This window comes from Neomesorhizobium albiziae (assembly GCF_900114255.1).
In the GTDB taxonomy this organism is placed as follows: domain Bacteria; phylum Pseudomonadota; class Alphaproteobacteria; order Rhizobiales; family Rhizobiaceae; genus Neomesorhizobium; species Neomesorhizobium albiziae.
This window is the reverse complement of record NZ_FOSL01000012.1, coordinates 116,960-143,674: the sequence shown is the minus strand read 5'-3', so window position 1 is coordinate 143,674 and position 26,715 is coordinate 116,960. Positions and strand designations below refer to the sequence as shown.

The following is a 26,715-nucleotide window of genomic DNA, read 5'->3' as shown; positions in this document are numbered from 1 at the left end:
AGATCAGATCGTGTGACTGTTTGTCCAAAGCGCCGATTTCCATTGACGATCACGCCCTGACGAACTGCACTTCGGTGGAGGAGCAAATGAAAACCAAACCCGTCATCAGTGGATGGAAGTTGTTCTGGCTCGTGGCCGCGATCGTGCTGGCTCTGACAGCGTCCATCCTGGCTATCCATCCGGACCCCGTCCAAGCCATGCACGTCGTGATCCGGGTGACTGCGTACACCTCGTTGGCGCCGTTCCTGGCGGCGTTCCTGGCCTCGCCGATGGCCACGCTGGCGCCGAACGATTTCACCCGTCGGCTGCTGCGTGAACGCCGCTACGTAGGCCTGTCATTTGCTTTCTCGATGCTGGTGCATCTGGCTGCTATCTTCTCCTACGGCGTGCTGAATGCGCAGTTTTGGCCAAGCCGTGATTTCTTGACCAACACACCTGGCACAATCGGCTATCTATTCATCGCGTTGCTGGCAGCAACGCCGTTCCGCATCTTCTCGCGTCACCTGAGCGCGGCTGCGTGGAAGCGCCTGCACACCACAGGCGTATGGGTTATCGCCATCATTTTCGGACTGTCGTTCCTGAAACGCATTCCGACCGTGAGCGAGCTTTACGTCATTCCGCTATTGATTGTCTGCGTCGCCATTGCCATCCGCCTCACAGGCAAGCGGGCTCAAGCCAAGCGGCGCACGGGAGCACAAATCCGCAAGTCCAGCGACGCCCACTTCAACAAAACAGTGGAGTCAGCGGCATGACGCTGGCGGGTTCCTCGCTCGGAACCAACGTCGCCTCGAGTTCTGACGCGCTGCGCGGCAGCTTCGGCTCGTACCGGGCAATCGACACCGACATTGCGCAGAATCAGGCGCGCAAGACCCGGCGCTTAACCCTTCCCGTCCTGGCGGTGGGCGGGGAAAAGACTTCGGCGAAGGGGCGGCAACGACGATGAAGCTCGTCGCGGACAATGTCCAGACTGCCATCATTCCGGGCAGCGGTCACTGGGTCGCCCGAGGAAGCGCCCGACCAGCTTCCGGCTGCCTTGGCTCCCTTCTTGGAACCGTACCGGAACCTCCCGTCGAAGTAAGTGCATTTGCAGACTGAACAAGCATCTGATTGGGCGCTGCGCGCCGCAATCGGATCTCCCAACTGAAAGGACATCCGCATGAACAAGATTCTCACCATCACCATTGCCTTGTTGGCCGCAGCGAGCATTTCCGGCACAGCCGTCGCGCAAACGCAGCCGACACCTCAGTCAAGCATGCGTAAGAACCTCCAGAACCATGACCTTCACAACACTGAACGCGAAGTGTTCCAGTCGGAGGTCAGCCTTGAGGCCGGCGCGTCGTTTCCCCGGCACAGCCATCCCGGCGAGGAGTTCATATACGTGTTGAAAGGCACCTGGGTTTACCAGTTCGATGGCCAGCCGCCGATCACAGTCAAGGCGGGGGAGACGCTGTTCATCCCCTACGGTGCTGTCCACTCGGCCAAGAATGTTGGTGGTGAAACCGGAATCGAGCTGGCTACCCACGTGATCGAGAAGGGCAAGCCTCTTCTGACGCTAGCGAACGAGGAGCAGAAATGAGGCAATCGCCTGGCACCGCCTTGTCACGGGCGCGTCCTCCGGCATCGGCGCGGGTCTATGCTGACCGCCTCGCCCTGCGTGGCCACGACCTTCTTGTCGTCGCTCGCGATGCCAACAGGTTGGCTCACCTTGCGGCGCGCCTGGAACGAGACTTCGCGTCAGTGCCGAAGTTCTGCTGGGGGACTTGATTGAACCTCATCAGCTTGCAAGCCGTGGGACAGCGGCTCGCTAAGGATAGGAGAGAGGCTCTGGCGTCGGTCGACGCTGGAGCCTCGCGTCCCTGGCGTCCTGGGAGAAAGCGGCATGACAGCGGAAAGATTTGGAGCGGGTAGCGGGAATCGAACCCGCATATTCAGCTTGGAAGGCTGCTGCTCTACCACTGAGCTATACCCGCGTGGAGGCTGTCTGATAACATGCTGCAGTTGGTCGCCGCAGCAGGGTTTCCAAACGGGCTCCTAGGCCCGCCCTAGCTATTTCACGACGTTTCGAACGTCAAGGCGTCATTCGGCAACTTCGCCGTCAGCTGGTTTCTGAACCGGTGCAATCGGAATCCGACGCAGCCGGTCTGCCGCGTTGCAAGAGTTCAGGGCCAATCCAGAAAGGCTTGGCGCAACATGGATGGATTGTGGCGGCGGGGCGAAGACATGATCGCGCCCTTGGCTGCAACCTGCCCGCGTCTCAAGGCTCCGGATCCAGCAGTGGTGGAGGGAGTTGGATTTGAACCAACGTAGGCTGAGCCAACGGATTTACAGTCCGTCCCCTTTAACCACTCGGGCATCCCTCCGTACTGCTGCCGGAGCCACGCATCGAGTATTGCGAAGCGGCGCTTCTGTCGAGGCATCCGATCCGCGAGCGCCTTATGGCGGCAAGGTCCTGGAGTGTCAACCGCACTTGTCGGCAGTGGCAGGAATTTTCTGCACGGCCCCGGCGTTTCCTCCCCCAGTGGAACGGGAAGAGGAAGGGAGCCCGGCATAACGGCCGGCGCTTCCTCTCCCCCGTCGATCGGGGGAGAGGTGGTTTGCAAGGCAAACCGGAGTGGGGGTCGTATATGCGATTGCCCTGCCCTTGAGAGGGAGATGTCCGGCAGGACAGAGGGGGCGACGTAGGGTGCGATCGACCAAAGACTTCAAACAGCCGTAGCCGCTACTCAAGCACCGGGCGGCTGTCGCGCCGATACACCTGGCCGTCCTTCATCACGAAATCGACCTTCATCACCGCGTTTATGTCGTCGAGCGGGTCGCCCGACAATGCGATGACGTCGGCGCGTTTTCCCGCCTCGACCACGCCCTGGTCATCGACGCCCAGCACTTCCGCTGCGGAAATCGTCGCGGCCTGCAAGGCTTCGGCGGCCGGCATGCCGGCCTCGACCATGTAGATGAACTCGCGCGCATTATCGCCGTGCGGACCCACCCCCATATCCGTGCCGAAACCGATCTTGACGCCGGCCTTGTATGCCTTGCTCGCCGTCTCCTGGATCAGCGCGCCGATGCGGGCTGCCTTGACCCTGACGACTTCCGGGAAATAGCCCTCGATCTTGGCTTTGTCGGCGACGAAGCGGCCGGCAGAGATCGTCGGCACGTACCAGGTCCCCTTCTCCTTCATCAGCGACATGATCTCATCGTCCATGTAGGTGCCGTGCTCGATGCTGGTCACCCCGCCCAGCACCGCCCGCTTCATGCCCTCGGCGCCGTGCGCATGTGCCGCGACCCTATAGCCGTAATCCTTGGCTACATCGACGATGCTCTTGATTTCCTCGACGGTGAACTGCGGCGCGTCGCCGGATTTCGCCACCGACAGAACGCCTCCGGTCGCGGTGATCTTGATCACGTCGCTGCGATCCTTGTAGCGCTGGCGTACCGCCTGGCGGGCGTCCTCGACCGAATTGACCACGCCTTCCGTCGGGCCGGGTGGGCCGATCAGATGCGACAGTTCGGAGTTGTAGCCATTGGTGGGGTCGGCATGGCCGCCGGTGGTGGCGATGCTCTTGCCGGCCGCGAAGATGCGCGGGCCGCGCACCAGCTTCTGGTTGATCGCGTCGCGCAGATGCGGCGCGACCTCGCCGCCGAGGTCGCGCACGCTCGTGAAGCCCGCCTGCAGGGTCTTTTCGGCATAGCCGACGCTGCGAAAGCCGAAATCCACGTCGTCGAGACGGAATTCTTCCTCATAGCTCTTGGGATTCGACTGGTCGGTTATGTGCACATGCAGGTCCGTCCAGCCGGGCATGCAGGTACGGGCGCTGAGATCGATGATTTCGGCATCCTTGACCTCGGCCTTGCCGGGCAGCACTTCGGCGATCTTGCCGTCGCGCACGACGATGGTGCTGGCGTCGAGCATCTTGCCGCCGCGCGAATCGAACAGCTTGCCGCAATGGAGAGCGGAGACCGGCTCCGCGGCCTGCACCGCGGATGCGGAGACGGCGGTCAGTGCCAGCAGGAAAAGGCGAGTAAGGCGCACGGATAACCTCCCATGTCGAAAGTTCGCTGCGCCCCCGCCGCGCGTGCACGGTAGCCGCCCAGAAATGCACTGCAAGCGCAAAGGGTTGGGCCAGCCGCTGCTCGCCTCTGGCGGGTAGGCTTCCGCTACTGGGTCTGTTGATCGCTGTTCGCGCACGCGCTCGCCAAATCGCGGCGAATTTCGTGAACGCGCCTGCTGTGCGGTATCCATCGCGATACAAGGCCGCTATAGAAGCCCGCATGACCAACGACAACAAACCCGGCACCCGCAAGGACACCCACTACGCCAAGCTTCGGCGGGCGCATCGCGACCAGAAGGCGGGCGGACCCGCCCCGCAGTTCCGTCCGAAGAAACCGCTGCCGCCCGGCGAAAACGCCCCCGACGGGCAGGTGCGGCTCTACGGCATCCACACGGTGCGCGCCGCGCTCGACAATCCGCGCCGCAAGATCAGGAGAATGCTGGCGACCCGCAACGCGCTGGAACGGCTGGCCATTGCCGACATCGGCGCCCTGCCCTTTGCGGCCGAGATGGTCGAGCCCCGGGACATCGACAGGCTTACCGGCACCGACGCCGTCCACCAGGGCGTGCTCGTCGAGGCGCTGCCCTTGCAGCCCAAGGCGCTCGGCGCGCTCGGCGACACGCCGCTGGTGCTGGTGCTCGACCAGGTGACCGATCCTCACAATGTCGGCGCCATCATGCGCTCGGCGGTCGCCTTCGGCGCCGGCGCGCTCATCACCACGCAGCGCCACAGCCCGCACGAATCGGGTGTGCTGGCGAAGTCGGCCTCCGGCGCGCTGGAGCACATCGACCTGATCGAGGTGAAAAACCTCGCCGACGCGCTCGGCCAACTCCACGATGCCGGGTTCCAGACCATCGGTCTCGATTCCGACGGCCCGTCGGAACTGGAAGCCAGTTTTGCGGCTAAAAAAATCGCCCTCGTGTTGGGGGCCGAGGGCAAGGGCTTGCGCCAGAAGACTCGTGAGACGGTCACCGCGCTCGCCCGACTGGACATGCCCGGCGCGATCCGCTCGCTTAATGTATCGAATGCGGCGGCAGTGAGCCTTTATGCCGCCAAAAGGTTCCTGGCGGCGTCCGAATAGGCGGCAGTGTACAAAAACCGCGCGGCGAGATCGGTCACTTCCTGATTAAGCCATTGTTTTGACGGTGGCTTTTCGAGCTCGATCTTCGCGCGGTTAAAATATCTATCCACCTACCGCGTGGTCTGCCATGCGCTCCAGCGCCCGCACCAGCGCCGAATGATCCTCCTTGGCGCCGCCATTGGCAGCGCAGGAGTTGAAAAGCTGCTGCGTGGTCGAAGTGTTGGGCAGGGAAACGCCGAGCGCTTTTGCCCCTTCCAGCGCCAGATTGAGGTCCTTCTGGTGCAGTTCGATTCGGAAACCCGGCGCGAAGGTGCGTTTCACCATGCGCTCGCCATGCACCTCCAGGATGCGCGAAGCGGCAAGGCCGCCCATCAGCGCCTGCCTGACCTTGGCCGGATCGGCGCCTGCTTTCGAAGCAAAAACAAGGGCTTCCGCAACCGCCTCAATGGTCAGCGCGACAACGATCTGGTTGGCGACCTTCGTGGTCTGGCCGACGCCGTTCCCGCCGACCAGCGTGATGTTCTTGCCCATTTTCTCGAACACCGGCTTGGCCCGTTCGAAGGCCTTGTCCTCGCCGCCGACCATGATCGTCAGCGACGCCGCCTTGGCGCCGACTTCGCCGCCCGACACCGGAGCATCGAGATAATCGCAGCCCAAGGCATTGATCTTCTTGGCGAATTCCTTCGTCTCGATCGGCGAGATCGAGCTCATGTCGATGACCAGCTTGCCCTTGGAGAGACCCGAGGCGACGCCGCCATCGCCGAACAGCACCTCGGCCACCTGCGGCGTGTCGGGCACCATGGTGATGACGATATCGGCTGCATCAGCCACTGCGTTGCTGCCGGTGACCGTCTTCAGGCCCTTGGCGACGAGTTCCTTCGGCGGCGCGCCGCGATGGTCGCTGGCGACCACGGAATAGCCGGCGTCAAGCAGATGCCCCGCCATCGGCGCGCCCATGATACCCAGTCCGATGAAGCCGATGATTTCCATTTTTTTTTTGTCCTAAGCTTTTCAGGCAGCTGCGTTTTTCGTGATTTTCGAGGCCTCGCGGAACCAGCCCAGCCCCGCTTCTGTTCCGGCTTTCGGCTTGTATTCGGCGCCGACCCAGCCGGCATAGCCGATGCGGTCGAGGTGTTCGTAGAGGAAGGGATAGTTGATCTCGCCCGTCCCCGGCTCGTGACGGCCGGGATTGTCCGCAAGCTGGATATGCGCGATGCGGCCAAGGTTCTGTTCGATCGTACGGGCGAGATCCCCCTCCATGATCTGCATGTGGTAGATGTCGTATTGCAGGAAGAGATTGGCCGAGCCGACCTCCTCGATGATCGCCAGCCCTTGTCTCGACGTGTTGAGGAAGAAGCCGGGAATATCCAGCGTGTTGATCGGCTCGATCAGCAGCCTTATTCCGGATTTCTCCAATTTTTCAGCAGCATAGCGCAAGTTCTTGACAAACGTCTCGCGTAGCGTCTCGGCATTGACCCCTTCGGGCGCGATGCCGGCTAGGCAATTCACCTGGCCGCAGCCGAGCGCCTTGGCGTAGGCGATCGCGGTGTCGACACCCCGGCGGAACTCCTCGACGCGGTCGGGAAGGACGGCGATGCCGCGCTCGCCCTTGCCCCAATCGCCCGGCGGCAGATTGAACAGCGCCTGTTCGAGGCCGTTCTTCTTCAGCCGCGCGGCAACCACCTCCGGCGCATGATCGTAGGGAGCGATATATTCGACCGCCTTGAAGCCGGCGCGGGCCGCCGCGTCGAAACGGTCGAGGAAGTCATGCTCGGTGAAAAGCATCGACAGATTGGCTGAAAATTTCGGCATTTTCTGTTCCAGACGAGTCTGTTTGAAGAAAACCGGGAGTGTTTTCACAAATCTCCCGGCCGGAGAAAATCAGTCGAGCAGCACGATTGCAGTCGGCGCGTCCTCGTTCTTCTCGGCAAGTTCCTCGAATTCGACGACGGCGTCGATCTCGGTGCCCATCGAGATATTGGTCACCCGTTCGAGGATGAATTCAAGCACGACCGGAACGTTGTGCTCTTTCATCAGCCGCTTTGCTTCGGCAAATCCCTTGGCGAATTCTTCCGGCCGGCGCACGCGCACGGCCTTGCAGCCCATCGCCTCGGCGACCGCGACATGGTCGACGCCGTAACCGACTTCGGAATGGCCGACCGTGTTGATGTTCTCGAACGCCAGGCTGACCTCGAAATCCATCGAAAAACCGCGCTGCGCCTGACGGATGAGGCCGAGATAGGCGTTGTTCACCACGACATGGATGTAAGGCAGCCCGTGCTGCGCCCCGACGGCCAGTTCCTCGATCATGAACTGGAAATCGTAGTCGCCAGACAGCGCGACGATGTCGCGGTTCGGGTCGGCCGCACGGACGCCGAGGGTGGCCGGCAAGGTCCAGCCGAGCGGGCCGGCCTGGCCGCAATTGATCCAGTTGCGCGGCTTGTAGACATGCAGGAACTGCGCGCCCGCGATCTGGCTGAGGCCGATGGTCGAGACATAGCAGGTGTCGCGGCCGAACGCCTTGTTCATCTCCTCGTAGACGCGCTGCGGCTTCAGCGGCACCTGGTCGAAATGCGTCTTGCGCTTCATGGTCTTCTTGCGGGCCTGGCACTCCTTGGCCCAGCCGGACCAGTCGCGCAGCTTCCCCGCCGTCTTCCATTCGGTGGCAACGTCGAGCAGCATCTTGAGGGCTGCACCCGCGTCCGAAACGATGCCGAAATCCGGTGCGAAGACGCGGCCGATCTGGGTCGGCTCGATGTCGACATGGATGAACTTCTTGCCAGCCGTGTATTTTTCGACGGTACCGGTGTGGCGGTTGGCCCAGCGATTGCCGATGCCGAACACGAAATCGGAGGCAAGCATGGTCGCGTTGCCGTAGCGGTGCGAGGTCTGCAGGCCACACATGCCGGCCATCAATCGGTGGTCATCGGGAATTGTGCCCCAACCCATCAGCGTCGGCACGACGGGAACGCCGGTGATTTCGGCGAACTCGATCAGAAGGTCGGACGCGTCGGCGTTGATGATGCCGCCGCCGGCGACGATCAGCGGGCGCTCCGCCTCGTTGAGCATCGCAACCGCTTTTTCCGCTTGCGCGCGGGTAATCGCCGGCTTGTAAACCGGCAGCGAGGCGTAGGTGTCGATGTCGAACTCGATCTCGGCAAGCTGGACGTCGACCGGCAGGTCGATAAGCACCGGACCCGGCCGGCCCGAGCGCATCAGGTGAAACGCCTGCTGGAACGCCATCGGCACCTGGTAGGGTTCCATCACGGTGACCGCCCATTTGGTGACCGGCTTGGCGATCGCCGAGATGTCGACGGCCTGGAAATCCTCCTTGTTCAGCCGGGCGCGCGGCGCCTGTCCGGTAACGCAGAGGATGGGGATGGAATCAGCGGAGGCCGAGTAGAGCCCGGTGATCATGTCGGTGCCGGCCGGTCCAGACGTGCCGATGCACAGCCCGATATTGCCAGCCTTCGCGCGGGTGTAGCCTTCGGCCATATGGGAGGCCGCCTCGACATGCCGCGCCAGGATGTGGCGGACGGTGCCGCGCGCCTTGAGCGCCGAATAAAACGGGTTGATCGCAGCACCCGGCACGCCGAAAGCGCAATCGATACCTTCCTTCTCGAGAACGAGAACAGCCGCATCAACGGCACGCATCCTGGCCATTTTATTCCTCCGGGCACCAAATCTGACTGGAATGGAGAATGCGCCCGCCAGAGCTATTTTTCAATTTTTCCAGAATTTTTTTTCATTATCACCAAAAAATAGCGAGTCTCTGATTTTGCAGCATTTTTTGTTTTCCACTTTTTTCCTTATTCCAAATGGTAAAAATATTTTTTATTGTCGTTCCCGCTCATTGCGGAGAAATTGCCGTGGAAACCACCGAAAAACGCCAGCGCGGGCGGCCGCGCTCCTTCCATGGACCTGCAGAGAACAGTTCGGTCCAGTCGCTGGACCGGGCGCTGCGCATCCTCGCCATCATCGCCGACGCGGACGGGCTGTCGCTCAGCGAAGTGGCATCGGCCTCGGGGCTCGCCGCTTCCACGGCCTACCGCATGCTGACCACCATGGAAGCGCATGGCATGGTCGAGTTCGACCGCACCGACCAGTTGTGGTCCATCGGCGTCGAGACCTACCGCATGGGCTCGGCCTTCCTGCGCCGCCGCAAGCTCATCGACCGCGCCAGGATCGTCATGCAAGACCTGATGGAGAAGATCGGCGAAACCGCCAATCTGGGAGTCGCCGAAGACGACTGCGTGGTTTTTGTCAGCCAGGTCGAGACGCATCAGGCGATCCGCGCATTTTTCCGGCCCGGCACCCGCAGTTCCTTCCATGCCTCGGGGATCGGCAAGGCGATCCTCGCCCACATGCCAGGCGACCGGGTCGCCGCGATCGTGCGCAAGGAAGGACTGGAAGTCTATACGCCGAAAACGCTCGCCAACGCCCCTGCCCTTGCCCGCGACCTCAGCCAGATCAGAACGCGCGGCTATTCGGTGGACGACGAGGAGCGGCATCCCGGCATGCGCTGCATCGCGGCGCCGGTGTTCAACGAATTCGGCGAGCCGGTGGCCGGCGTTTCGATTTCCGGGCCGACGGTGCGCGTCACGCTGGAGCGCGTCGCAGATATCGGGCCGCTGGTGCGCGAGGCGGCAGCCGAAGTGACGCGCATGATCGGCGGCAAGGTTTTTACACGCTGAGCGGCGTGTGACGGCCGGCGGCGGCCGCTTGACAAGCGGCTCTATTTGTTCTCTCTTTGTTCTTTAGCGTCGCCTGTTGAGAAGGGGCGCCAAAGCGTTCGGGAACATCGCAGGACGGCATGGAAATCGCTGCCACCATTCTCCATGCCGACCTCGACGCCTTCTATGCCTCGGTCGAACAGCTCCTGGACCCGACGCTGCGCGGCAAACCCATCGCGGTGGGTGGCGGAGTGGTGCTTGCGGCCTCCTATGAAGCCAAGGCTTTCGGCGTGCGCGGCGGCATGGCGGGGCGGCGGGCGCGGGAATTGTGCCCGCAACTCACCTTCGTCGGCGGCCACTTCGAGGACTACCAGCGGCTGGGCGACGCGGCCATCGCCGTGCTCAACGATTTCACGCCGCTGGTCGAGCGGATCTCCATCGACGAGGCCTTTGCCGATGTCGCCGGCTGCACCCATCTTTTCGGATCGCCGGCAGAGATCGCGCAAGCGGTCCGGCGGCGCGTGCGGACTGAACTCGGCTTGCCCATCTCCGTCGGCGTGGCGCGCACCAAACATCTTGCAAAGATTGCCTCGCAAGTGGCCAAGCCGGACGGGCTGGTGGTGGTCGAGCCCGATACGGAGCTGACCTTCCTCCACGATTTGCCGGTCGATCTGATGTGGGGCGTCGGCCCGGTAACCAAGGCGCGGCTCGCTGAAATCAACGTGTCGACCATCGGACAGCTGGCAAAGACGCCAGGCTGGTCGCTGGAAAAGCTTCTCGGCCCAGCCGCCGGAGAAAAACTGGCCGATCTGGCATGGAATCGCGACCCTCGCCAGATCAGGACCCATAGCCGCGCCCAGTCGGCCGGAGCACAATCGGCGCTCGGCAAAAAGCCGGCCGAAGAGAAAATCTTCCGGCCGGCGCTGCTGCATCTGGCCGACCGCGTCGCCAGCCGGCTCAGGGCCAAATCCCGGCCGGGCCGCACGGTGACCGTGCGCGTCCGCTTCGCCGACATGCGCGCGGTGACGCGCTCGATAACGCTCGACGCGCCGATTTCTGCAACCGCGATGCTTGCGGAAGTCGCCGAGGAACTGGTGCGCTCGGCGCTAGCCGACCATCCCGCCGAAAAGACCATCTCGCTGCTGGCCATCGCTGTGTCGCATCTCGAGCAACACTCCGGACTGCAACTGGAGCTGCCGCTTGGCCTGCTGGACGAAAAGCGCCGTCCCGGCACCCGCAAAGGCATGACGCGCTGGGTGGCCGACCGTGCCGTCGACGCGATCCGCGAACGCTTCGGCTGGGATGCGGTTGGTTATGCGTCGGTGGCGCTGGGAACTGCCCGCTCGCTGCCCGACGCGTTTCGTGAACTGGCCGAGAAAGAGCTTTGAAGTTTTAGCGAAGCGGAGAGAAATGCCGCTGGGGCCTGTCCTGCGTGGTGTTTAGCCCATGCCGGTGATGTGGCGGAGATAGAACGCCAGCACAACGAAACCTAGGGCGAAGGCAATGCCGTTCCAGTCGAGGTCGGCCGATTTCAAGCCGCGCCAGACGACGCGAAGGATCAGCGCGGCGACAAGAACGAAAATTGCGATAAAGACAAAACGGATCATCGACCGTTTCCCTGCGGTTCATCCACAAATGCGCGCCAACGGCTTAGCGCAAGGATCAGGCCGGATTTTGACGAATTTCGGCACGCGGAAACCTTCAAGGGCGGGCGCGGCAGCCGTTGCCTGATTTCCGTCGCTTCCTGGCGAATTTGTTGCCGGACGGTTCCACCACCGCGCCCTCGTGAAACATAGCATCCGGGCCGCATGGGGCAGGCTGGCCAAACGGAGGTGCCTCGCAGCCTTCCGACCAAGGGTCCGGCATGCTCGGATGAAGCCACCCTCCCCCGAGAGTTGCTGTGCGCCGCACCAAGGCCGGGCTCCGTGTCGGCCTTGGCTCTGCCCGGTGGAACGACACCGACGGGAGCGGGCGCCGCCACTGTTGCCGAATCGACCCACGCAGACCAAGAACGCGCTTTGGCCGCCCGGAATGGCTTTGACGAAACCGTCTATTTCATCGAGAGTTGCCCGGGGGAGCGGGTTTTGGAGAGTTCATGACCGAGCGGTTCGCCGGCCTTTGCGTGCTGATTTTGACATTCGCGCTAGCCGCTTGCGCGGGACGCCCCGAAGGCGTGCTGGCGCCGGTCGCCGCAGATAGCCTGTCGCCGCAGGCTACCACGGTGTCGATGCTGGTCGCTACCAGCCGCAAACCGTCCGGCGATCCGGGTACACTCTTTAGCGGCGAACGCAGTCCGTTGCTGTCGATCACCGACATGGAGATCTCGATCCCGCCGAACCGTGTTTCGGGCACCGTCGAATGGCCGAAGCGGCTGCCGGCCGATCCCGCGAAGGAATTTGCCGTGGTTCGGGCGCAGACCCTGCCGAGCGTCGCGGAAGCCCGCAAATGGCTGACCTTGCACAACCGCGATGGCCATGTGCTGGTCTTCGTTCACGGCTTCAACAACCGCTACGAGGATTCGGTCTTCCGTTTCGCGCAGATCGTTCGCGATTCCGGCGCCAATGTCGTGCCGATCCTGTTCACCTGGCCGTCGCGCGCCAGCATCTTCGACTACAATTACGACAAGGAAAGCACCAACTTCTCGCGCACCGCGCTCGAGCGGACACTGAAGGCGCTTGCCGATAATCCGCAGGTCAAGGACGTGACTGTCATGGCCCATTCGATGGGAACGTGGCTGGCGATGGAGGCGCTGCGGCAATTGGCGATACGCAACGGGCGCGTTCCAGCCAAGATCGACAATGTCATCCTCGCCTCTCCCGATCTCGACGTCGACGTCTTCGCCCGCCAGTGGTGGGAATTGGGGGAGCCGAAGCCGAAGATCACCATCTTCGTTTCGCAGGACGACCGCGCGTTGAAAGCCTCCCGGCTGATCTCCGGTGGCGTCGACCGTGTCGGCCAGATCGATCCCTCGGCCGAGCCGTACCGTACGCAGCTTGAAGAAGCGAAGATCAACGTCATAGACCTCACCAAGGTCAAGAGCGGCGATCGCCTGAACCACGGCAAGTTCGCCGAAAGCCCTGAGATCGTGCAACTGATCGGCCAACGGCTGGTCACTGGCCAGCCGCTGACCGATTCCAAGGTCAGCCTCGGACAGGGCATCGGCCTGGTTGTCGCCGGCACCGTCGGCACGGTCGGCAAGGTGGCGGCCGACACCGTGACCGCGCCCATCACCGTGCTCGAAGGCAGGAACCCACTGCCGGTGCAGAAAAGGCCGGGACAGCTCGATACCATCCTGAGAGGCGATCCGACGGAATAACGTCGATTGGTGAGTGCAAGGGCGAATGTCTGCCGTCGCAGGCAACCAAGCCTAGGACGGGTTGAGCGCAGGCAGAGCCGGGACAGGCAAAGTCCCCTCACCGGGTCGCGACGCCGTCCGGGCGCTGGAGATACCCTCCAGCAGTTTCCAGGCATCGAAAGGTGCTCTCCCGCCTCCGAAAATCGCATCTTCGAGCCTGCCGAATTCCGCCAGCGTTGCCTCGTCACCATTCCGCTCTAGCCACGCCGACACCGGCACGATGCCTGTCCGGCGCGACCAGGAATCGAGCGCCGAATAGATTTCGGGCAAGCGGCCGGACTTGCATGCGTCCTGAAAGCGCCGGAAATAGGCGGCCTCGGATTGCTCATGCGCCAGATGCCGCGCGTGGCGCCAGGCGCTCAGGCGGGGCAGCATGCGCCTCGTGAGCCAGGTCAACAAAGCAAACCCTGCAACGGCGGCGGCCCACGGCCAGTATTTCACCCAGGTCTTCCAGGCAGCGGGCGCGGGCTGCTCGGGCGCGGGCGGTGGCGCGATGGCGGGCGTGAACGCCGCGCTGTCGGCGACCGACACCGCAATTTCAGGTGCTTGTGCCACTTGATGCTTTTGCGACGCGGGATCGTACCAATCGATTTCGACCGCCGGCAGCACGTAGCTGCCTGGTTTATCGAAGGCGTAGGTGACGCGGTCGATGCGCTGGCTGCTGCCCCCCTTGTCGGAAAGCACGGGATCATGCGGATAGATACGGACGCCTTCGGGCGCTGAAAACTCCGGAACGGGGATCATCATCGCCTCCATGCCCTCGGCGGCGGCGGTAACGGTGCGGACCAGCGTGTCGCCGGATTTGAGATCTTTGGGTTCGCGGTCGAGAGTCTGGGTGACCGTCAGCGTGGTCGCGGCCGCCACATTCCCTGTGGGCGCGCCCGGCACGCCGGCAACGGTGAATTTTACCGGCGGCAGCGTCACCGATCCATTGCTCGCCTGCCCCGGAACCGCCGCGTAGGTGAAGGTGATCACCGCGGACGGCAGCACATAGTCGCCGGGCAACTGCGGTGTCACGAAATAAAGCCGGCGTATGCCCGAATAGCTATCGCTGCCGATGTTCTCGACCAGGTTCTCCGCCCTCACGTCGGGCAAAGTGACAATCGCGTTCGGAATATCGAGGTTCGGGAACTGCGGCGACGACATGAAGAAATTCGGCACCAGGACGTCGACCTGAACCTGAACCTGCTGGCCGGCAACAATGGGGGGCGCTGTCAGTACATCGACCCGCACAACAGGCTCCGCCGCAAGCAGCGGCGTGGCGGACGTGAAGATGAAAAACACGACGGCGAGGCAGCGGGCGAAGGCGCTCATTGTTTCGCTCCTGCCGCCGCCTCCAGGGCGAACCTGCGGGCAAGCAGATCGGTCGGCGTGACCTGGATATTACGCATCCACATGTCGGCCGTCTGCTGGGCAAGGTCGACCTCACCCGCCTTGCCCTTCTTGCCCTTGTCGTCGAACTGGACCTGGTCAGGCTTGAGGTTGGGCGCCTCCTCCTGCTCGTCCTCTTCGTCCTTCTTGTCGGCAATCAGCTTTTCAAGGATGGCCAGGTTCGCTTTTGCCTCGGGCCAGTCGGGCCGCAATTTCAGCGCTTCGTCGAGGCTGGCCACCGCTTCGTCGAGCTTGTCGAGATGCGCGAGCGCGTTGGCCTGGTTGTAGTAGCTTTCGGCCGTCCTGACCTGCGCGAAGGCGTCGACCGCGTCGGAAAACCTGCCGGCCCGATAGAACGCGACGCCGCGCCACATGGGGTCGGCGAAACGTGCCGCGGCGCCCGCATAATCGCCCTTGTCGAAGGCAAGCCGTCCCTGCTGGTCGGGCGTCAGCCACATGCCCATGAAATCGAACCCGGCTGCGTCGGCGCGGCCGGGTGCCGCAAGGGTCGCCGCGACAAGCGCCGCGAAAGCCCATTGCACCGTCCAGCCGCGCCGGAACCAGAAGGCGCTGAGCAAGACGATGGGAATGGTGAGCCACCAGCCGACATCCAGCCACCGCGTTGACCTTCGGCAAGCTTGGCCTGCATATGGGTCTGCACGCGTTCGGCGATCCAATTGACATCGCTGTCGTCCATGGTGACGGTGGCGACGCGAATGCCGGCCTCGCGGCCCAGCGACTGCAATTGCGCCACGTCGAGCCTCGCGATGACGCGACCGCCGGCATCGGACAGGAACTCTCCCTCGCCGGTCTTGACGGGCCCGCCCTCGGCGGTGCCGAAGCCAAGCACCATGATTTCATTGTTGCCCGCATAATTCTTGAAGGCCTCCGTCGCCGCAGGCTCGACGCCGTCGGTCAGGAAAAGCAGCGTGCCCGGCACCACTTCGTTGGTCAGCCCCGCTTCGGCCACTTGCAGCGCCTTGGCCGTGTCCTTGCCAGGCACCGGCATGACACTCGTCTGCAGCGCATTGACATAGGTCTTTACGAGATTGGCATCATCGGTCAGCGGCAGCACCATGTGAGCGGAACCGGCATAGGCGTAAACGGCGGTGCGCGCGCCGGGCCGAAGCTTCAGGAGATCCTGGACCTTGAGCTTGACCCGCTCCAGCCGCGAGGGCGTGATGTCGATGGCGTCCATCGTCTGCGAGACATCGATCGCCAGCACCAGCGGCGCCCTGTCCTCGACAAAGGGCGGCTGCTGGCGCTGCCAGGTTGGTCCGGCCATCGCAATGGCGCCGAGCACGATGAGGACGGCGACGAAGTGAACGGGCCGCCACCGCCTGCTGCTCTGCCGATCGATGAGGAGGTTGTCGAGCAGATGCGGGGCGATGAGGCCGCGCAGGCGGGCCCGAACGTCGGTTTGCCGCGACACGAGCAGAACCAGCGCGACGGCTGCCAGAATGGCCAGAAGCCACCATGGCCGGAGGAAGTGGAAATCCCCGATCATGACGCCTGCCCCGCAGTACCGGGCGGCGCGCGCAGCACGACCCAAATCCACGAGAAGAGGTGATAGACGATCAGCAACAGTAGCGCCGCCCCCAGCGGATAGCTGAACAGCTCGATCTTGGGGCGCCAGGAAAGCGTGGTCTGGTTGGTTGGCGTGATCTTGTCGAGCGTGGCGTAGATCTCGGCCAGCTGGCTCTGGTCCTGGCCGAAGAAATAACGGCCGCCGGTCGCCGACGCGATCTTCTGCAGCACGCCGACGTCGAGCTTGTCTTCGCCCTCGGCATCGGGATCGCCGATGCCGACTGTGTGGACGACGATCTTGTTCTGGCTGGCGATGTCGGCGGCGCGGTCCGGCGGCATCTTGCTCGCCGTGTCGTTGCCGTCAGTCAACACGACAAGCACCTTCTCCGGCGCCTTGCTGTCGGCGAACATCTTGATCGCGAGGCCGATAGCATCGCCCAGCGCGGTGCGCGGTCCCGCCATGCCCGGCAACGCGCTCCCGATCATGGTCTGGACAGTGAGATGATCCAGCGTAAAAGGCACTAGCGGATATGGCGCATCGCCGAAGGCGATAAGCCCGACACGGTCGCCTTGCCGCCGCTTGACGAAATCGCTGACCACCTGTTTCACGGCGTCGACGCGCGCCTCCTGCTGGCCGGCGGGATCGCGAAAATCGCGCGTGTCCATAGATTGCGAGAGATCGAGCGCCAGCATCAAGTCACGCTGGGGCTCGGTCTTGGTGATCGGCGGCTCGACAAACTGGGGCCGCGCCAGGGCAAGCACGATGAGCAGCCAGCAAAGCGGCGCAAGCATCCTTTGCACCCAGTTCTTGCGTGGCACGACCGAGCCTTGGGTGGGAGACACGCCGGCGGCATCCGCCACCTCGCCGAAGAACGGAATGCGAATGGCCGTGGTTTCCTCGCGATAGGCCGGCACCAGCCACCAGATGAGCAGTGGCACCGGCAGTACCGCAAGCAACCAGGGATATTCAAGCTGATACACTATGGCCCTCGATCCATCGGCGCGCCGCGGCTGCGAACATCCGCGCATCATCCTCACTGACGCTCATGCGGGTTTCCTGTGAACGGTATTCCAGATCGTCGAGCAGCCGTGCCGCCGGTTCCGGAAACGACCGGTCACCGCCGTGCTGGCGCAGGAAGGCAAGCCAATTCCCGCCGCTGAGCGAGGCCACGGCATCACGCGGCCAGGCGGCGAGCGCCACGCGCTTGAGCAGTTCGGGCATGGCTTCGAGGGCTTGCGCACGCCCCGTGTTGTCCGCCAGATCCCGCTCCATGCGCGTCAATTCGGCAAGCGCCTCGCGGCGATAGCGGTTGGAGACGCGCCGCCGGTGCCAGCGCCACAAGGCAACGATCAGCAACGCGGCGGCAACCAGGGCAAGCATCGCCCAGCCCCAGGTCTGCGGCATCCACGAGACAGGCGGCGGAACGCTGATGTCGGCCAGGTGTTGTAGCGCCAGTCTGGTAAGTGGATCCTGTTGGGGTTGCGCCGGTTCCATGGTCAGCGCCTTTTCTGCCGCCAGGCAAGCTGGCCGAGTGTTCGGCGCAGTTGCGGCGCGGTTTCCTCGGCGGCGGAGACCAGCAGCATCGGCAGGCCGAGTTCCTGCTGCCAGGCCAGCAATTCGTCGCCGCGCTTTCTGGCGAAATCGGCGACGCCGCTCCTGACCTTGCCATGCCCGAGAGGCAGCTCCGCCTGCATGCCGCCGCCACTGACGACGATATGGCCGGTCTCGGGCAGGTCGATCAGGAACGGATCGTAGACCAGCACCGCCAGCACATCGTTGCTGATCGTCAGCCGCAGCAACAGATCGCGGGTGCGCGGGCCGTGGCCCTCGAAATCGCTGATAACGACCACCAGGTGATCGTGGCGCGCCACATTGGCGACAGCCGCAAGCGCAAGGTCGAGCTGTCCCGAGCCGCGATGATCGGACAAATCCGCCCTGAGTTCCGCATTCTGCCTGGCGATCGCCCCGGCGAGTTCGATAACCGCGGCCCGGCTGCGATGCGGCCGCAGCTCGTCGACCCGGGTATCGTTGAAGACAAAGCCGCCGACGCGGTCGCCGAGGTTCATCACCCGCCAGGCACAGAGCGCCGCAGTCTCGGCAGCCGACACCGACTTCATCATCAGCCGGCTGCCGAAGAACATGTTCATGCGCTGGTCGACCACGATCAGCGCCGGCCGGTCCTTCTCTTCGTCATAGACCCGAACGAAGGGCTTGCCGGTTCGCGCAGTCACCCGCCAATCGATGGTGCGAACGTCGTCTCCGGGCAGATAGTCGCGCAGTTCCTCGAAAGAAAGGCCACGCCCACGCATGTTGGAGGCATGGCGGCCGGCGAGCAGGCGATTGACCGGCTGTTTCCGCAGGAAATTGAAATCCCGCGCCGCAGCCTCCAGCGCCACCAGCTCTTCGACGGTCACATGGACGCCCCTGGCTGGCTCTGGCGATGCGTTGCGCGGCCTGACAAGTCCCTTCGACCGTCCCAGCGCTGACAAGGAGAAGCCCATGGATGCCTCCGTCAGGCGACTGCCACGAGTTCGACGACGCGGTCGATCACCTTGTCGGCGGTGACGCCCGCGGCATGCGCCTCGTAGGACAATATAAGGCGGTGGCGGAAAACGTCATGCACCACCGCCTTGACGTCGTCCGGGCTGGCGTAATCACGGCCCTTGAGCCACGCATTGGAGCGGGAAACCTTGTCGAGCCCGATCGAGCCGCGCGGACTGACGCCCACCTGAATCCAGCTTGCCAGATCCTTGTCGAGCTTGGCCGGCTCGCGCGTCGCGTAGACCAGGGCGACGATGTAGTTCTCCACCGGTTCGGAAACCGTGATCGCGCCGATCTGCTTGCGCGCATCCAACACCGATTTCTGGTCGAGCTTGGGTGCTTGCTTGCCGGCGGTTTTGCCGCTGCTGTTTTCCTCGCCGCGCACCAGCCGCATGATCTCGGCTTCGGCCTCGCGCGCGGGATAGTCGACCCGCACATGCATCAGGAAACGGTCAAGCTGGGCTTCGGGCAGCGGATAGGTTCCCTCCTGCTCGATCGGGTTCTGCGTCGCCATGACGAGGAACAACTCGGGCAGCGGGTGGCTGTCGCCGCCGACCGTCACCTGGCGTTCCTCCATCGCCTCAAGAAGAGCCGACTGAACTTTTGCGGGTGCGCGGTTGATCTCGTCTGCAAGGACGAGATTGGCGAACACAGGCCCTTGCTGGAACTTGAATTCGCCTTTGCCGCCCTCGGTGAAATAGACCTCCGAGCCGGTGATATCGGATGGCAGAAGGTCCGGGGTGAACTGTACGCGCGAGAGTTTGGCGTCGAGATTCTTCGCCAGGCTCTTGATCGCGCGTGTCTTGGCAAGCCCGGGCAAGCCTTCGACCAGCAGGTGGCCGTCGCTCAAAAGGCCCAAAAGCAGGCGCTCGACCATAGCATCCTGGCCGATGATCGATTGGCCGATGCGTTTGCCGAGGTCCAGAATATCGTCGCGTGCGGTCATGTTGCGTCGCTCCAGGTTCACTGGGATTTGAAGACCGTGAAGGACGCGCCACCGGGAGGGTGGCGCGCTTTTTGGGATGCGGGTGCATCGCCGAGCAACAGCAACGCCTGTTACTGTATCGACTTCTCCAGGGATTCCACCATCTGGTCGATGCTGAAGCTCGCTGGCCGCTGGCTCGGCGGATAGTCCTTAAAGGTCCCGAGGAACGGGGCCACCCGCCAGACGCCATACTGGATCAGGTAGGCGTTCTTGGCCAACCAGTCATAGTACTGATCCGAAACGACATCCGCACGTTCGTAGGGGTCCATGCGCAGGTTGAAGACCTTGGGTGCACGCAGCGTCGTGAACGGATTGGACCAGACGGGGAAGCCGCCTGGCTCGCGCTGCTCTGAGAACACGATCTTCCAGTTGTTGTAGCGGTATGAGACGAGCGCTCCGTCGTCGTTGAAGTAGTAGAAGTCTTGGCGTGCGGACTTCGGTTGCTCGCCGGTCAGGTATGGCAACTGGTTGTAGCCGTCGAGATGAACCTTGAAATCCTTGTCGCCCAGCTTGGTGCCCTTCAGCAAGCGGTCCTTGATGTCCTTGTCGCCAGCGGCTGCGACAAGCGTCGGGAACCAGTCGAGGCCGGAAATCATCTCGTTGGAGATTTCACCGGCCTTGATGTGGCCCGGCCAGCGGACCAGAGCCGGTACGCGGAAGGCACCTTCCCAGTTCGTATCCTTCTCGCTGCGGAACGGCGTCGTCGCGGCATCCGGCCATGACCATTGGTTGGGGCCGTTGTCGGTTGTGTAGACCACGATGGTGTTGTCGGCGATGTTCAGGTCGTCGAGCGCCTTCAGGAGCTTGCCGACGTCGCCGTCGTGCTCGACCATGCCATCGGCGTATTCGTTGCCCGGCATGCCGCTCTGTCCCTGCATGGACTCGCGGACATGGGTGAACGCATGCATGCGCGTCGTGTTCATCCAGGTGAAGAACGGCTTGCCCTCCTTCGCCTGCTTTTCGATGAAGGCAATCGCCGCGGCGGTGGTCTCGTCGTCAACGGTCTCCATCCGCTTTCTGTTCAGCGGACCGGTATCTTCGATCTTGCCGTCGGCGAAACTGTGCAGCACGCCGCGAGGCGAGTTGCTCTTGACGAATTCGGCGTCATCCTTGGGATAATAGGGCCTTTCCGGCTCCTCTTCCGCGTTGAGGTGGTAGAGGTTTCCGAAGAACTCGTCGAAGCCGTGATTGGTCGGCAGAAATTCGTCCCGATCGCCCAGGTGGTTCTTGCCGAATTGTCCAGTCGCATAGCCGAGCGGCTTCAGAGCTTGGGCAATGGTCACGTCTCGCGCCTGCAGGCCGACCGTCGCGCCCGGAATGCCAACTTTGCACAGGCCAGTACGGAGGCACACCTGGCCGGTGATGAATGTCGAGCGCCCGGCGGTGCAGCTGTTCTCGGCGTAGTAATCCGTGAACATCATGCCTTCCTTGGCGATCCGGTCGATGTTGGGTGTCTTGTAGCCCATCACACCGAATGAATAGGCAGATATGTTGGTCTGGCCGACATCGTCACCGAAGATGACGAGGATGTTGGGTTTCTGCGTGTCCTGTGCGTTGGCGGACGAAACCGCCCCAATGGCCAGGCAACTGGCCGCCGCGACCATCATTGCCTTCAGATTGCTTGTCTTTCGCATAGTCATGCTCCTGAGCGAAATCAGTTGGAATGAACCGGTGCTTTCAAGACAGGGTTTCCGACCAAAAATGCTGGCGGACGTGGTGCCGGACCTCCTTTCGGCGATGTCACCTTATGACCGCATTCCATGTAAGGGAAGGCAGACCATTTGAGGAACTTGGCACACCGAAAGGTATTTCGGCAGCCAGGCGAACGTCATAAAAACAAATGACAATATGGTCGTGGCGACAACATCTGTTTGAATTTGTATCGATACTGTTGGATATAGAGGCATCGACATTTCTTTTTGCTCTGGATGATGGGATAAAACGCCTATAGCATCCGGAATGAGCAGTTCAGCTGGAGGTGACTTCCATGATCCTTTCACGCACCTCCTCCTTGCAAGCCTTCCTTTCCATTCCACTCCTTCTGCTGGCGCTTGTTTCCGTTGCCGTGGCTCAAACGGATCCCCTGCCCTCCTGGAAGGACGGCCCCGTGAAGTCGGCGATCACCGATTTCGTTGCCAAGGTCACGCAGGATGGCGGCGCCGATTTCGTCCCGCCCGAGGAGCGCATCGCCGTCTTCGACAATGACGGCACGCTGTGGTCGGAGCAGCCGGTCTACTTCCAGCTTGCCTTCGCGCTGGATCGTATCAAGGCCATGGCGCCCCAGCATCCGGAATGGAATGACACCGAGCCGTTCAAATCGGTGCTGGCCGGAGATACCAAGGGCCTTGCCGCCGCGGGCGAAAAGGGCCTCATGGAGATCATGGCGCTCACGCATTCGGGCATGACGACGGACGAATACGCCGCGATCGTCGCCGACTGGCTGAAAACGGCACGCCACCCCCGCTTCGACCGGCCATACGACGAACTGGTCTACCAGCCGCAGCTGGAATTGCTCGCCTATCTTAGGGCGAACGGCTTCAAGACGTTCATCGTCTCGGGCGGAGGCGTGGAATTCATGCGTGGTTTCGCCGAAAAGGCCTACGGCATCCCGCCCGAACAGGTCGTCGGCTCGGCGGGCGTGACGAAATTCGAACTGCGCGATGGCGTGCCTGTCCTGGTGAAGGAGTCGAAGATCGAATTCATCGATGACGGCCCCGGCAAGCCTTCTGGCATCAACAACTTCATCGGCCGCCGGCCGATCTTCGCCTTCGGCAATTCAGACGGCGATCAGCAGATGCTGGAATGGACGGCCGCAGGGCCGGGCGCGCGGTTCATCGGCATTGTCCATCACACTGACGCCGACCGCGAATGGGCCTACGACCGCCAATCGCATATCGGCAAGCTCGACAAGGCGCTCGACGAGGGCACTGCCAAGGGCTGGACGATCGTCGACATGAAGAACGACTGGCTCACAGTCTACCCGCCAGCCAAATAGCCACCACCGGCTTGGTTCATGCCTAGAGATCGCCGCTGCAGCTGTCGAGCGGCTGGAAAAGATCGACCCGCAATTCCCGACCGTCGTAAACGGTTGTGGAAAAGGCGCGCAAGCAACTCGCCGGCGAGAAAATCCTGAAAGACCTGAAATGGGCCAAAGGAGCCATGGATGGCGTTTGTTGAATACGCTGAAAACTAGAAATTACCCCTGCGACCCAAGCGCAGTTACAAGTGTAGATTTTACAGATCACAACTCATGCGGCAACATATTCGATTTGAAACCTGGCCCATCAGAGATTTACCGGTAGCCCTATTTGCCGATACACATTCAATTGAGCGTGAAGTAGTATTAGACGCTGGAGACGATTGTGCACAAATCGCCACCGGCCCGGCGTCCGGCGCTCTCTGCCCCCATTCTCAGGCAATTCGTCGGACGCTTGGGACTGCACCGCGTTGCCCGCCCGTGGCCAACGCCAGCAGTCACGCTGCACCTTGGCGGACAGGATTCCACATCAAGGTGCCGCGCTACCGATGCCCCCCACGAAAGGTGAATTTTGTACGCGCCCTTCAACGCTGGCCGCGCGACGTGCGCTGGCTGGCCCGGGTCCGCGCATGTAATGAAGTTCCGGCCGGTAGCGCCTTACCAGCAACTCACGAAATGTCGATGCCAACTGCTTGATTGAAGCCGAATGTCGCATGTTCCCATTCCATCGTCGGTCAGAGCATTGTCTGCTGAACAACCATTGGAATATCGTATAAAACCGCATCATGATGGTCTGTGGGAATCCGCACACCCTCAACACGATGCACCGCACCAGCAGTCGACATCGACCAGCCACCGGTTGCCTGGGCTTTTGGAAGCAGAAACTGACAACCTTTAGCGAAAGGAGATGCTCGTGAAATCGGCCCCGGCCTTTCTAGCGAAACTGCCGGATTCCGTCCTTACGGCGCTGGCCGCGCGATGGGTTGAGCGCACCTATCAACATCATGAGTTGATCATCGCGCATGGCGACAGCGGCTGCGATGTCTTCTTCCTGCTGGAGGGAGACGCGCGCGTAACGCTTTTCTCGCATGACGGCAGGGAGATCGCTTATCGCGACGTCGAACCCGGCGAGATCTTTGGAGAGCTAGCCGGCATCGACGGGAAAGTGCGGTCGGCAAGCGTCGTGGCGCTCGGGCAGGCACGCACCGCGCGATTGCCGGTTGCCGCATTCCGCGACATTGTAAACAACCACCCGGCGTTCGCCTGGGCGCTGCTCGAACATATGTCGGTGCAACTGCGCCGGATGACCGATCGGGTCTATGAGTTCAGCACCCTGGTCGTACGCCAGCGCCTGATCCACGAGTTGCTGCGCCTGACGGCGGAAAGCACACTTGTTTTCGGAAGGGCTTCGCTAGACCCGGCCCCGACGCATATCGAACTGGCCGCGAAGATCAGCACCCACAGGGAAGCGGTGTCGCGCGAGATGAGCAGCCTTGCCAAGCGTGGGCTGATCGAGAAACGCGACGGCCGGCTGATTTTTCACGACCTTCCCGCGCTGCAGGCCCTCGCCGAACAGGACGAGTGACGGAACCCGGGGCCTCGCGAAATATTGTTCGTCCGAATTCGCGCGTCGATTTACGCTATTCTACAACGAGACGGCTGAATATGGATTAACTGGAAATTAACCACGAATACCGCAGTATTCGCATGGATCGGGCTTGGTCAGTGTTCTCTTTTTGGGTAGCAATCCATGAAGCTCGATGTGCAGTATATCGATCACGCAAGCGCAAGAGAGCGTCTGGTGATCCTTCCCGAAAGACAGTTTAGGGTTCTCGAATTGGCGGCTGCCAACGGGCTTGCGGCGCTGAAGAAAAACCGGGAGGACGTATTTACCCTCCCCGCCGCAATAGAACGCAGAATTTTAGCCGGCGAAAATCCGGTTCGCGCCATCCGGCAATGGCGTGGCTTCAGCGGCCGCTTCCTCGCCAAACTGGTGGGGATCACACCCAGCATGTTGTCCCAGATCGAATGTACGGGGAAAACGGGCTCCACCAGAACGTTCAAGGCGATCGCCGAGGCACTTTGTGTACCCGTCGACATGATATTCCCGAAAGAGGCGCCATCGGCGCAGGATGCCGGTGACAAAACTGCCGCTTCGCAAAACTCGACCCCTGGCCTGCCGCGGTCGTAAACAGCCGCTCGACGCGCCGGCACGGCTTGTGTTCTTTCTGCAACGTAGACCGGCAAATACGGATCAATCGGCCGGCGGGATTCGCAACGTTCCGTTACGCCAACCCGGAAATGGCGTAGGATAAACACACTGAGAGCGCGCGGGGGGCGAACCAGAGGGAACGATCCCATGCGCGCATCCCTGTTTGCTTCTGTCCTCGCGATGTCCGTTGCGGAAATTGCAACCGCGCATGCAGGCGGATTCGCCGTCCGTGAGCAATCCGCATACGGGCAGGGTTCGGCGTTTGCCGGCATGGCGGCGCCCGGCGACTCGATCAGTTCGATGTTCTGGAACCCGGCGGCGGTCACCATCGTGACCGGCATGACGGTGGAAGGCAATTTGACGGCTGTCTTCCCGCGCTCGAAGCTCGATGTCGACCTGTCGCGGTCGACCCTTGCGGCGCTGGGCATTACCGGCAACGGCGGCAACGTCGGCGAGATCGGCATCGCGCCGGGCGCCTATTTTGCAATGCCGGTCAACGACAGGCTCTATCTCGGCATCAGCTTCAATGCGCCCTATGGCTTCTCCACCACCTCGGACCGCCCCTGGGTGGGCATGATCAGCCACCTCGATGCCGAAGCCCTCTCACTCAATGCGACGCCGGTGGTCGGCTTCAAGTTCAACGACGTCATCAGCGCTGCCGTGGGCATGCAGATCCAGTATTTCGACGTCGACATCGCAACGGCGCTGGCGCCGACGGCCAACCCGCCAAGGCAGCGGCTGGAAGGTGACTCCACCGATGTCGGCTTCGTCGCGGGCATCACGCTCACACCGTTTGACGGCACGACCATCGGCGTCGGCTTCCGATCGTCCATCGAGCAGTCCCTGGATGGCACCCAGACGTTCGACATCCCGGTCCGCACGCCGATCGGCACCATTCCGGCGGGCGCCTACCCAATTTCGGCCGATGTGACGCTGCCCGAAACCATCTCGCTTGGCCTGCGCCAGCGGATCAACGAGAGTTTCACGATGATGGCGGGAATGGAATGGACCAATTGGAGCCGTATCCAGACCGTGCCGTTCTCCGGGTCGCCGGCCGGCTCAAGCCTAGCGCTCAATTTCGACGATGGATGGTTCTTTTCGGTTGGCGGCGAATACAAATTCAACCCCGAGTGGACGTTCCGCGCCGGCCTGGGCTATGAGATTTCGCCAATCACCGACGAGGACCGCTCGATGAGGCTGCCGGACGCCGACCGGGTCTGGGCCAGCATTGGCGCGAGCTACAATTGGAACGAGCGGCTTACCGTCGATTTCGGCTACTCGCACATTTTTGTAGACGATGCGCCGGTCGACGAAACAACGTCAAACATTCGCTATGCCGGCACCGCCGAGGGCAGCGCCGACATTATCTCGCTTGGGGTGCGATACAAATTCGGCGGCTGACAGGCGCCTCGGCCCGCGTACGTCGAGATTGTCGATATACGCAACCTCAGTGATAAATCTCATCGATTTACCCATCCGATAAGAGCAGCGCAGTTGGCAGCTATATGGCTGTGGTCGCCCCGACGGGATGTCAAAGTTTATTGAAACGCAGCGCGAATTTTGGGAAAATGGGCGGCTCGTTTTGGAGGTGCCTGCAATGCCACAGCTACACGCGCGCGGTGTTGATCTGGTTGTCGATCTCTTGGACGCCGCAGACCATATTGACTGCATGACTCCACAGGAAACCAAAGCCCTTCTGAAAGAAGCGGCGATGGTGCTTGGCGAAATTCTGAAGCGCGATGTTCCCGAAGGCCGCAGGGAAAGCGACGACCTCCAGAAGGTTCTCGACCGGCCTTTGGACTCAGATATGTGAACTTTCGAAGGTTTGATTTTATGGTGCCCCCGGCAGGAATCGAACCCGCGACCTTCGGTTTACAAAACCGCTGCTCTACCAGCTGAGCTACAAGGGCACTTCGGCGCACCGGTTAGCGAGAATTGTCTCG

The 26,715-nt window shown here is 62.2% G+C and carries 25 protein-coding genes, 3 tRNA genes and 1 pseudogene; 13 read left to right on the top strand and 16 right to left on the bottom strand.

From position 1 onward, the window contains the following. Positions 1–86: 86 nt before the first annotated feature. The 4 genes and pseudogenes from F3H98_RS19090 to F3H98_RS31830 all read left to right on the top strand — a co-directional run. Positions 87–752 (top strand): hypothetical protein, encoded by a 666-nt coding sequence (locus tag F3H98_RS19090; RefSeq protein WP_149761931.1) that lies wholly within the window; start codon positions 87–89, stop codon positions 750–752. Beyond that, positions 749–943: a hypothetical protein gene (locus F3H98_RS19085; protein WP_149761930.1), complete on the top strand. Its 195-nt coding sequence runs from the start codon at positions 749–751 to the stop codon at positions 941–943. The genes F3H98_RS19090 and F3H98_RS19085 overlap by 4 nt, the downstream gene beginning before the upstream one ends. Positions 944–1,156: 213 nt before the next feature. Further along, complete coding sequence (locus tag F3H98_RS19080; protein WP_149761929.1) at positions 1,157–1,576, top strand: cupin domain-containing protein; 420 nt, start codon at positions 1,157–1,159, stop codon at positions 1,574–1,576. A 4-nt stretch (positions 1,577–1,580) separates the two neighbouring features. Beyond that, positions 1,581–1,728, top strand: a pseudogene (locus F3H98_RS31830) (SDR family NAD(P)-dependent oxidoreductase); the annotation flags it as partial. A gap of 168 nt (positions 1,729–1,896) precedes the next feature. Here F3H98_RS31830 and F3H98_RS19070 read toward each other — a convergent pair. From F3H98_RS19070 to F3H98_RS19060, 3 genes are all read right to left on the bottom strand, one after another. Continuing rightward, positions 1,897–1,970, bottom strand: a tRNA-Gly gene (locus F3H98_RS19070). Between the two features lie 305 nt (positions 1,971–2,275). Next, positions 2,276–2,360, bottom strand: a tRNA-Tyr gene (locus F3H98_RS19065). Positions 2,361–2,719: 359 nt separating this feature from the next. Then, complete coding sequence (locus tag F3H98_RS19060) at positions 2,720–4,030, bottom strand: metal-dependent hydrolase family protein (RefSeq protein WP_210249695.1); 1,311 nt, start codon at positions 4,028–4,030, stop codon at positions 2,720–2,722. Between the two features lie 239 nt (positions 4,031–4,269). On the opposite strand from F3H98_RS19060, the gene F3H98_RS19055 reads away from it, so the two are divergent. Then, entirely contained in the window at positions 4,270–5,130 is an 861-nt protein-coding gene (locus F3H98_RS19055) for a TrmH family RNA methyltransferase (RefSeq protein ID WP_149761927.1), read from the top strand. Between the two features lie 102 nt (positions 5,131–5,232). Here F3H98_RS19055 and F3H98_RS19050 read toward each other — a convergent pair whose 3' ends face one another. From F3H98_RS19050 to gcl, 3 genes are all read right to left on the bottom strand, one after another. Further along, complete coding sequence (locus F3H98_RS19050; RefSeq protein WP_149761926.1) at positions 5,233–6,120, bottom strand: 2-hydroxy-3-oxopropionate reductase; 888 nt, start codon at positions 6,118–6,120, stop codon at positions 5,233–5,235. Between the two features lie 21 nt (positions 6,121–6,141). After that, positions 6,142–6,942 (bottom strand): 2-oxo-tetronate isomerase, encoded by an 801-nt coding sequence (otnI, locus tag F3H98_RS19045; RefSeq protein WP_149761925.1) that lies wholly within the window; start codon positions 6,940–6,942, stop codon positions 6,142–6,144. A gap of 69 nt (positions 6,943–7,011) precedes the next feature. Then, positions 7,012–8,793 carry a glyoxylate carboligase gene (gcl, locus tag F3H98_RS19040; protein WP_149761924.1) on the bottom strand — a complete coding sequence of 594 codons (1,782 nt, stop codon included), beginning with the start codon at positions 8,791–8,793 and terminating at the stop codon, positions 7,012–7,014. A 206-nt stretch (positions 8,794–8,999) separates the two neighbouring features. Here gcl and bhcR point away from each other — a divergent pair, with 206 nt between their 5' ends. Together bhcR and dinB are read left to right on the top strand one after the other, a co-directional pair. Next, entirely contained in the window at positions 9,000–9,824 is an 825-nt protein-coding gene (gene bhcR, locus F3H98_RS19035; protein ID WP_149761923.1) for an HTH-type transcriptional regulator BhcR, read from the top strand. Positions 9,825–9,943: 119 nt separating this feature from the next. Then, a complete protein-coding gene (dinB, locus tag F3H98_RS19030) occupies positions 9,944–11,191 on the top strand; it encodes a DNA polymerase IV (RefSeq protein ID WP_149761922.1) in 1,248 nt (415 codons plus the stop codon). 51 nt (positions 11,192–11,242) lie between these two features. On the opposite strand, the gene F3H98_RS31135 is transcribed toward dinB, so the two are convergent. Further along, positions 11,243–11,410, bottom strand: coding sequence for a hypothetical protein (locus tag F3H98_RS31135; RefSeq protein ID WP_188130466.1), 168 nt, complete (start codon positions 11,408–11,410; stop codon positions 11,243–11,245). A 488-nt stretch (positions 11,411–11,898) separates the two neighbouring features. Here F3H98_RS31135 and F3H98_RS19025 point away from each other — a divergent pair, with 488 nt between their 5' ends. Then, the gene (locus F3H98_RS19025) at positions 11,899–13,119 is read left to right on the top strand and encodes an alpha/beta hydrolase (RefSeq protein WP_149761921.1); all 1,221 of its coding nucleotides are present in this window, start codon (positions 11,899–11,901) and stop codon (positions 13,117–13,119) included. A gap of 51 nt (positions 13,120–13,170) precedes the next feature. Here F3H98_RS19025 and F3H98_RS19020 read toward each other — a convergent pair whose 3' ends face one another. The 8 genes from F3H98_RS19020 to F3H98_RS18990 all read right to left on the bottom strand — a co-directional run bounded on the left by F3H98_RS19020 (position 13,171) and on the right by F3H98_RS18990 (position 21,190). After that, positions 13,171–14,472: a BatD family protein gene (locus tag F3H98_RS19020; RefSeq protein WP_149761920.1), complete on the bottom strand. Its 1,302-nt coding sequence runs from the start codon at positions 14,470–14,472 to the stop codon at positions 13,171–13,173. Beyond that, positions 14,469–14,993 carry a tetratricopeptide repeat protein gene (locus F3H98_RS32420; RefSeq protein WP_342211623.1) on the bottom strand — a complete coding sequence of 175 codons (525 nt, stop codon included), beginning with the start codon at positions 14,991–14,993 and terminating at the stop codon, positions 14,469–14,471. The genes F3H98_RS19020 and F3H98_RS32420 overlap by 4 nt, the downstream gene beginning before the upstream one ends. After that, the gene (locus F3H98_RS19015) at positions 14,978–16,036 is read right to left on the bottom strand and encodes a vWA domain-containing protein (RefSeq protein ID WP_342211622.1); all 1,059 of its coding nucleotides are present in this window, start codon (positions 16,034–16,036) and stop codon (positions 14,978–14,980) included. The genes F3H98_RS32420 and F3H98_RS19015 overlap by 16 nt, the downstream gene beginning before the upstream one ends. Then, the gene (locus F3H98_RS19010; RefSeq protein ID WP_149761919.1) at positions 16,033–17,037 is read right to left on the bottom strand and encodes a vWA domain-containing protein; all 1,005 of its coding nucleotides are present in this window, start codon (positions 17,035–17,037) and stop codon (positions 16,033–16,035) included. Before F3H98_RS19010 ends, F3H98_RS19015 begins: the two co-directional genes overlap by 4 nt. Next, the gene (locus F3H98_RS19005) at positions 17,024–17,551 is read right to left on the bottom strand and encodes a DUF4381 domain-containing protein (protein ID WP_149761918.1); all 528 of its coding nucleotides are present in this window, start codon (positions 17,549–17,551) and stop codon (positions 17,024–17,026) included. The genes F3H98_RS19010 and F3H98_RS19005 overlap by 14 nt, the downstream gene beginning before the upstream one ends. 2 nt (positions 17,552–17,553) lie before the next feature. Next, the gene (locus tag F3H98_RS19000; protein ID WP_149761917.1) at positions 17,554–18,558 is read right to left on the bottom strand and encodes a DUF58 domain-containing protein; all 1,005 of its coding nucleotides are present in this window, start codon (positions 18,556–18,558) and stop codon (positions 17,554–17,556) included. A gap of 11 nt (positions 18,559–18,569) precedes the next feature. Continuing rightward, a complete protein-coding gene (locus F3H98_RS18995) occupies positions 18,570–19,544 on the bottom strand; it encodes an AAA family ATPase (RefSeq protein WP_149761916.1) in 975 nt (324 codons plus the stop codon). A gap of 110 nt (positions 19,545–19,654) precedes the next feature. Then, positions 19,655–21,190, bottom strand: a complete 1,536-nt coding sequence (locus tag F3H98_RS18990) for an arylsulfatase (RefSeq protein ID WP_188130469.1) — start codon at positions 21,188–21,190, stop codon at positions 19,655–19,657. 380 nt (positions 21,191–21,570) lie between these two features. Here F3H98_RS18990 and F3H98_RS18985 point away from each other — a divergent pair, with 380 nt between their 5' ends. From F3H98_RS18985 to F3H98_RS18960, 5 genes are all read left to right on the top strand, one after another. After that, positions 21,571–22,578 (top strand): HAD family hydrolase, encoded by a 1,008-nt coding sequence (locus F3H98_RS18985; RefSeq protein ID WP_149761914.1) that lies wholly within the window; start codon positions 21,571–21,573, stop codon positions 22,576–22,578. An 889-nt stretch (positions 22,579–23,467) separates the two neighbouring features. Continuing rightward, positions 23,468–24,145 (top strand): Crp/Fnr family transcriptional regulator, encoded by a 678-nt coding sequence (locus F3H98_RS18975; protein ID WP_244621789.1) that lies wholly within the window; start codon positions 23,468–23,470, stop codon positions 24,143–24,145. Between the two features lie 165 nt (positions 24,146–24,310). Then, the gene (locus tag F3H98_RS18970) at positions 24,311–24,751 is read left to right on the top strand and encodes a helix-turn-helix domain-containing protein (RefSeq protein WP_149761909.1); all 441 of its coding nucleotides are present in this window, start codon (positions 24,311–24,313) and stop codon (positions 24,749–24,751) included. A gap of 168 nt (positions 24,752–24,919) precedes the next feature. Next, positions 24,920–26,173 (top strand): OmpP1/FadL family transporter, encoded by a 1,254-nt coding sequence (locus tag F3H98_RS18965; RefSeq protein ID WP_149761907.1) that lies wholly within the window; start codon positions 24,920–24,922, stop codon positions 26,171–26,173. A gap of 127 nt (positions 26,174–26,300) precedes the next feature. Continuing rightward, a complete protein-coding gene (locus F3H98_RS18960) occupies positions 26,301–26,585 on the top strand; it encodes a hypothetical protein (protein WP_149761905.1) in 285 nt (94 codons plus the stop codon). 21 nt (positions 26,586–26,606) lie between these two features. On the opposite strand, the gene F3H98_RS18955 is transcribed toward F3H98_RS18960, so the two are convergent. Then, a tRNA-Thr gene (locus F3H98_RS18955) sits at positions 26,607–26,682 on the bottom strand. Between the last annotated feature and the right edge of the window lie 33 nt (positions 26,683–26,715).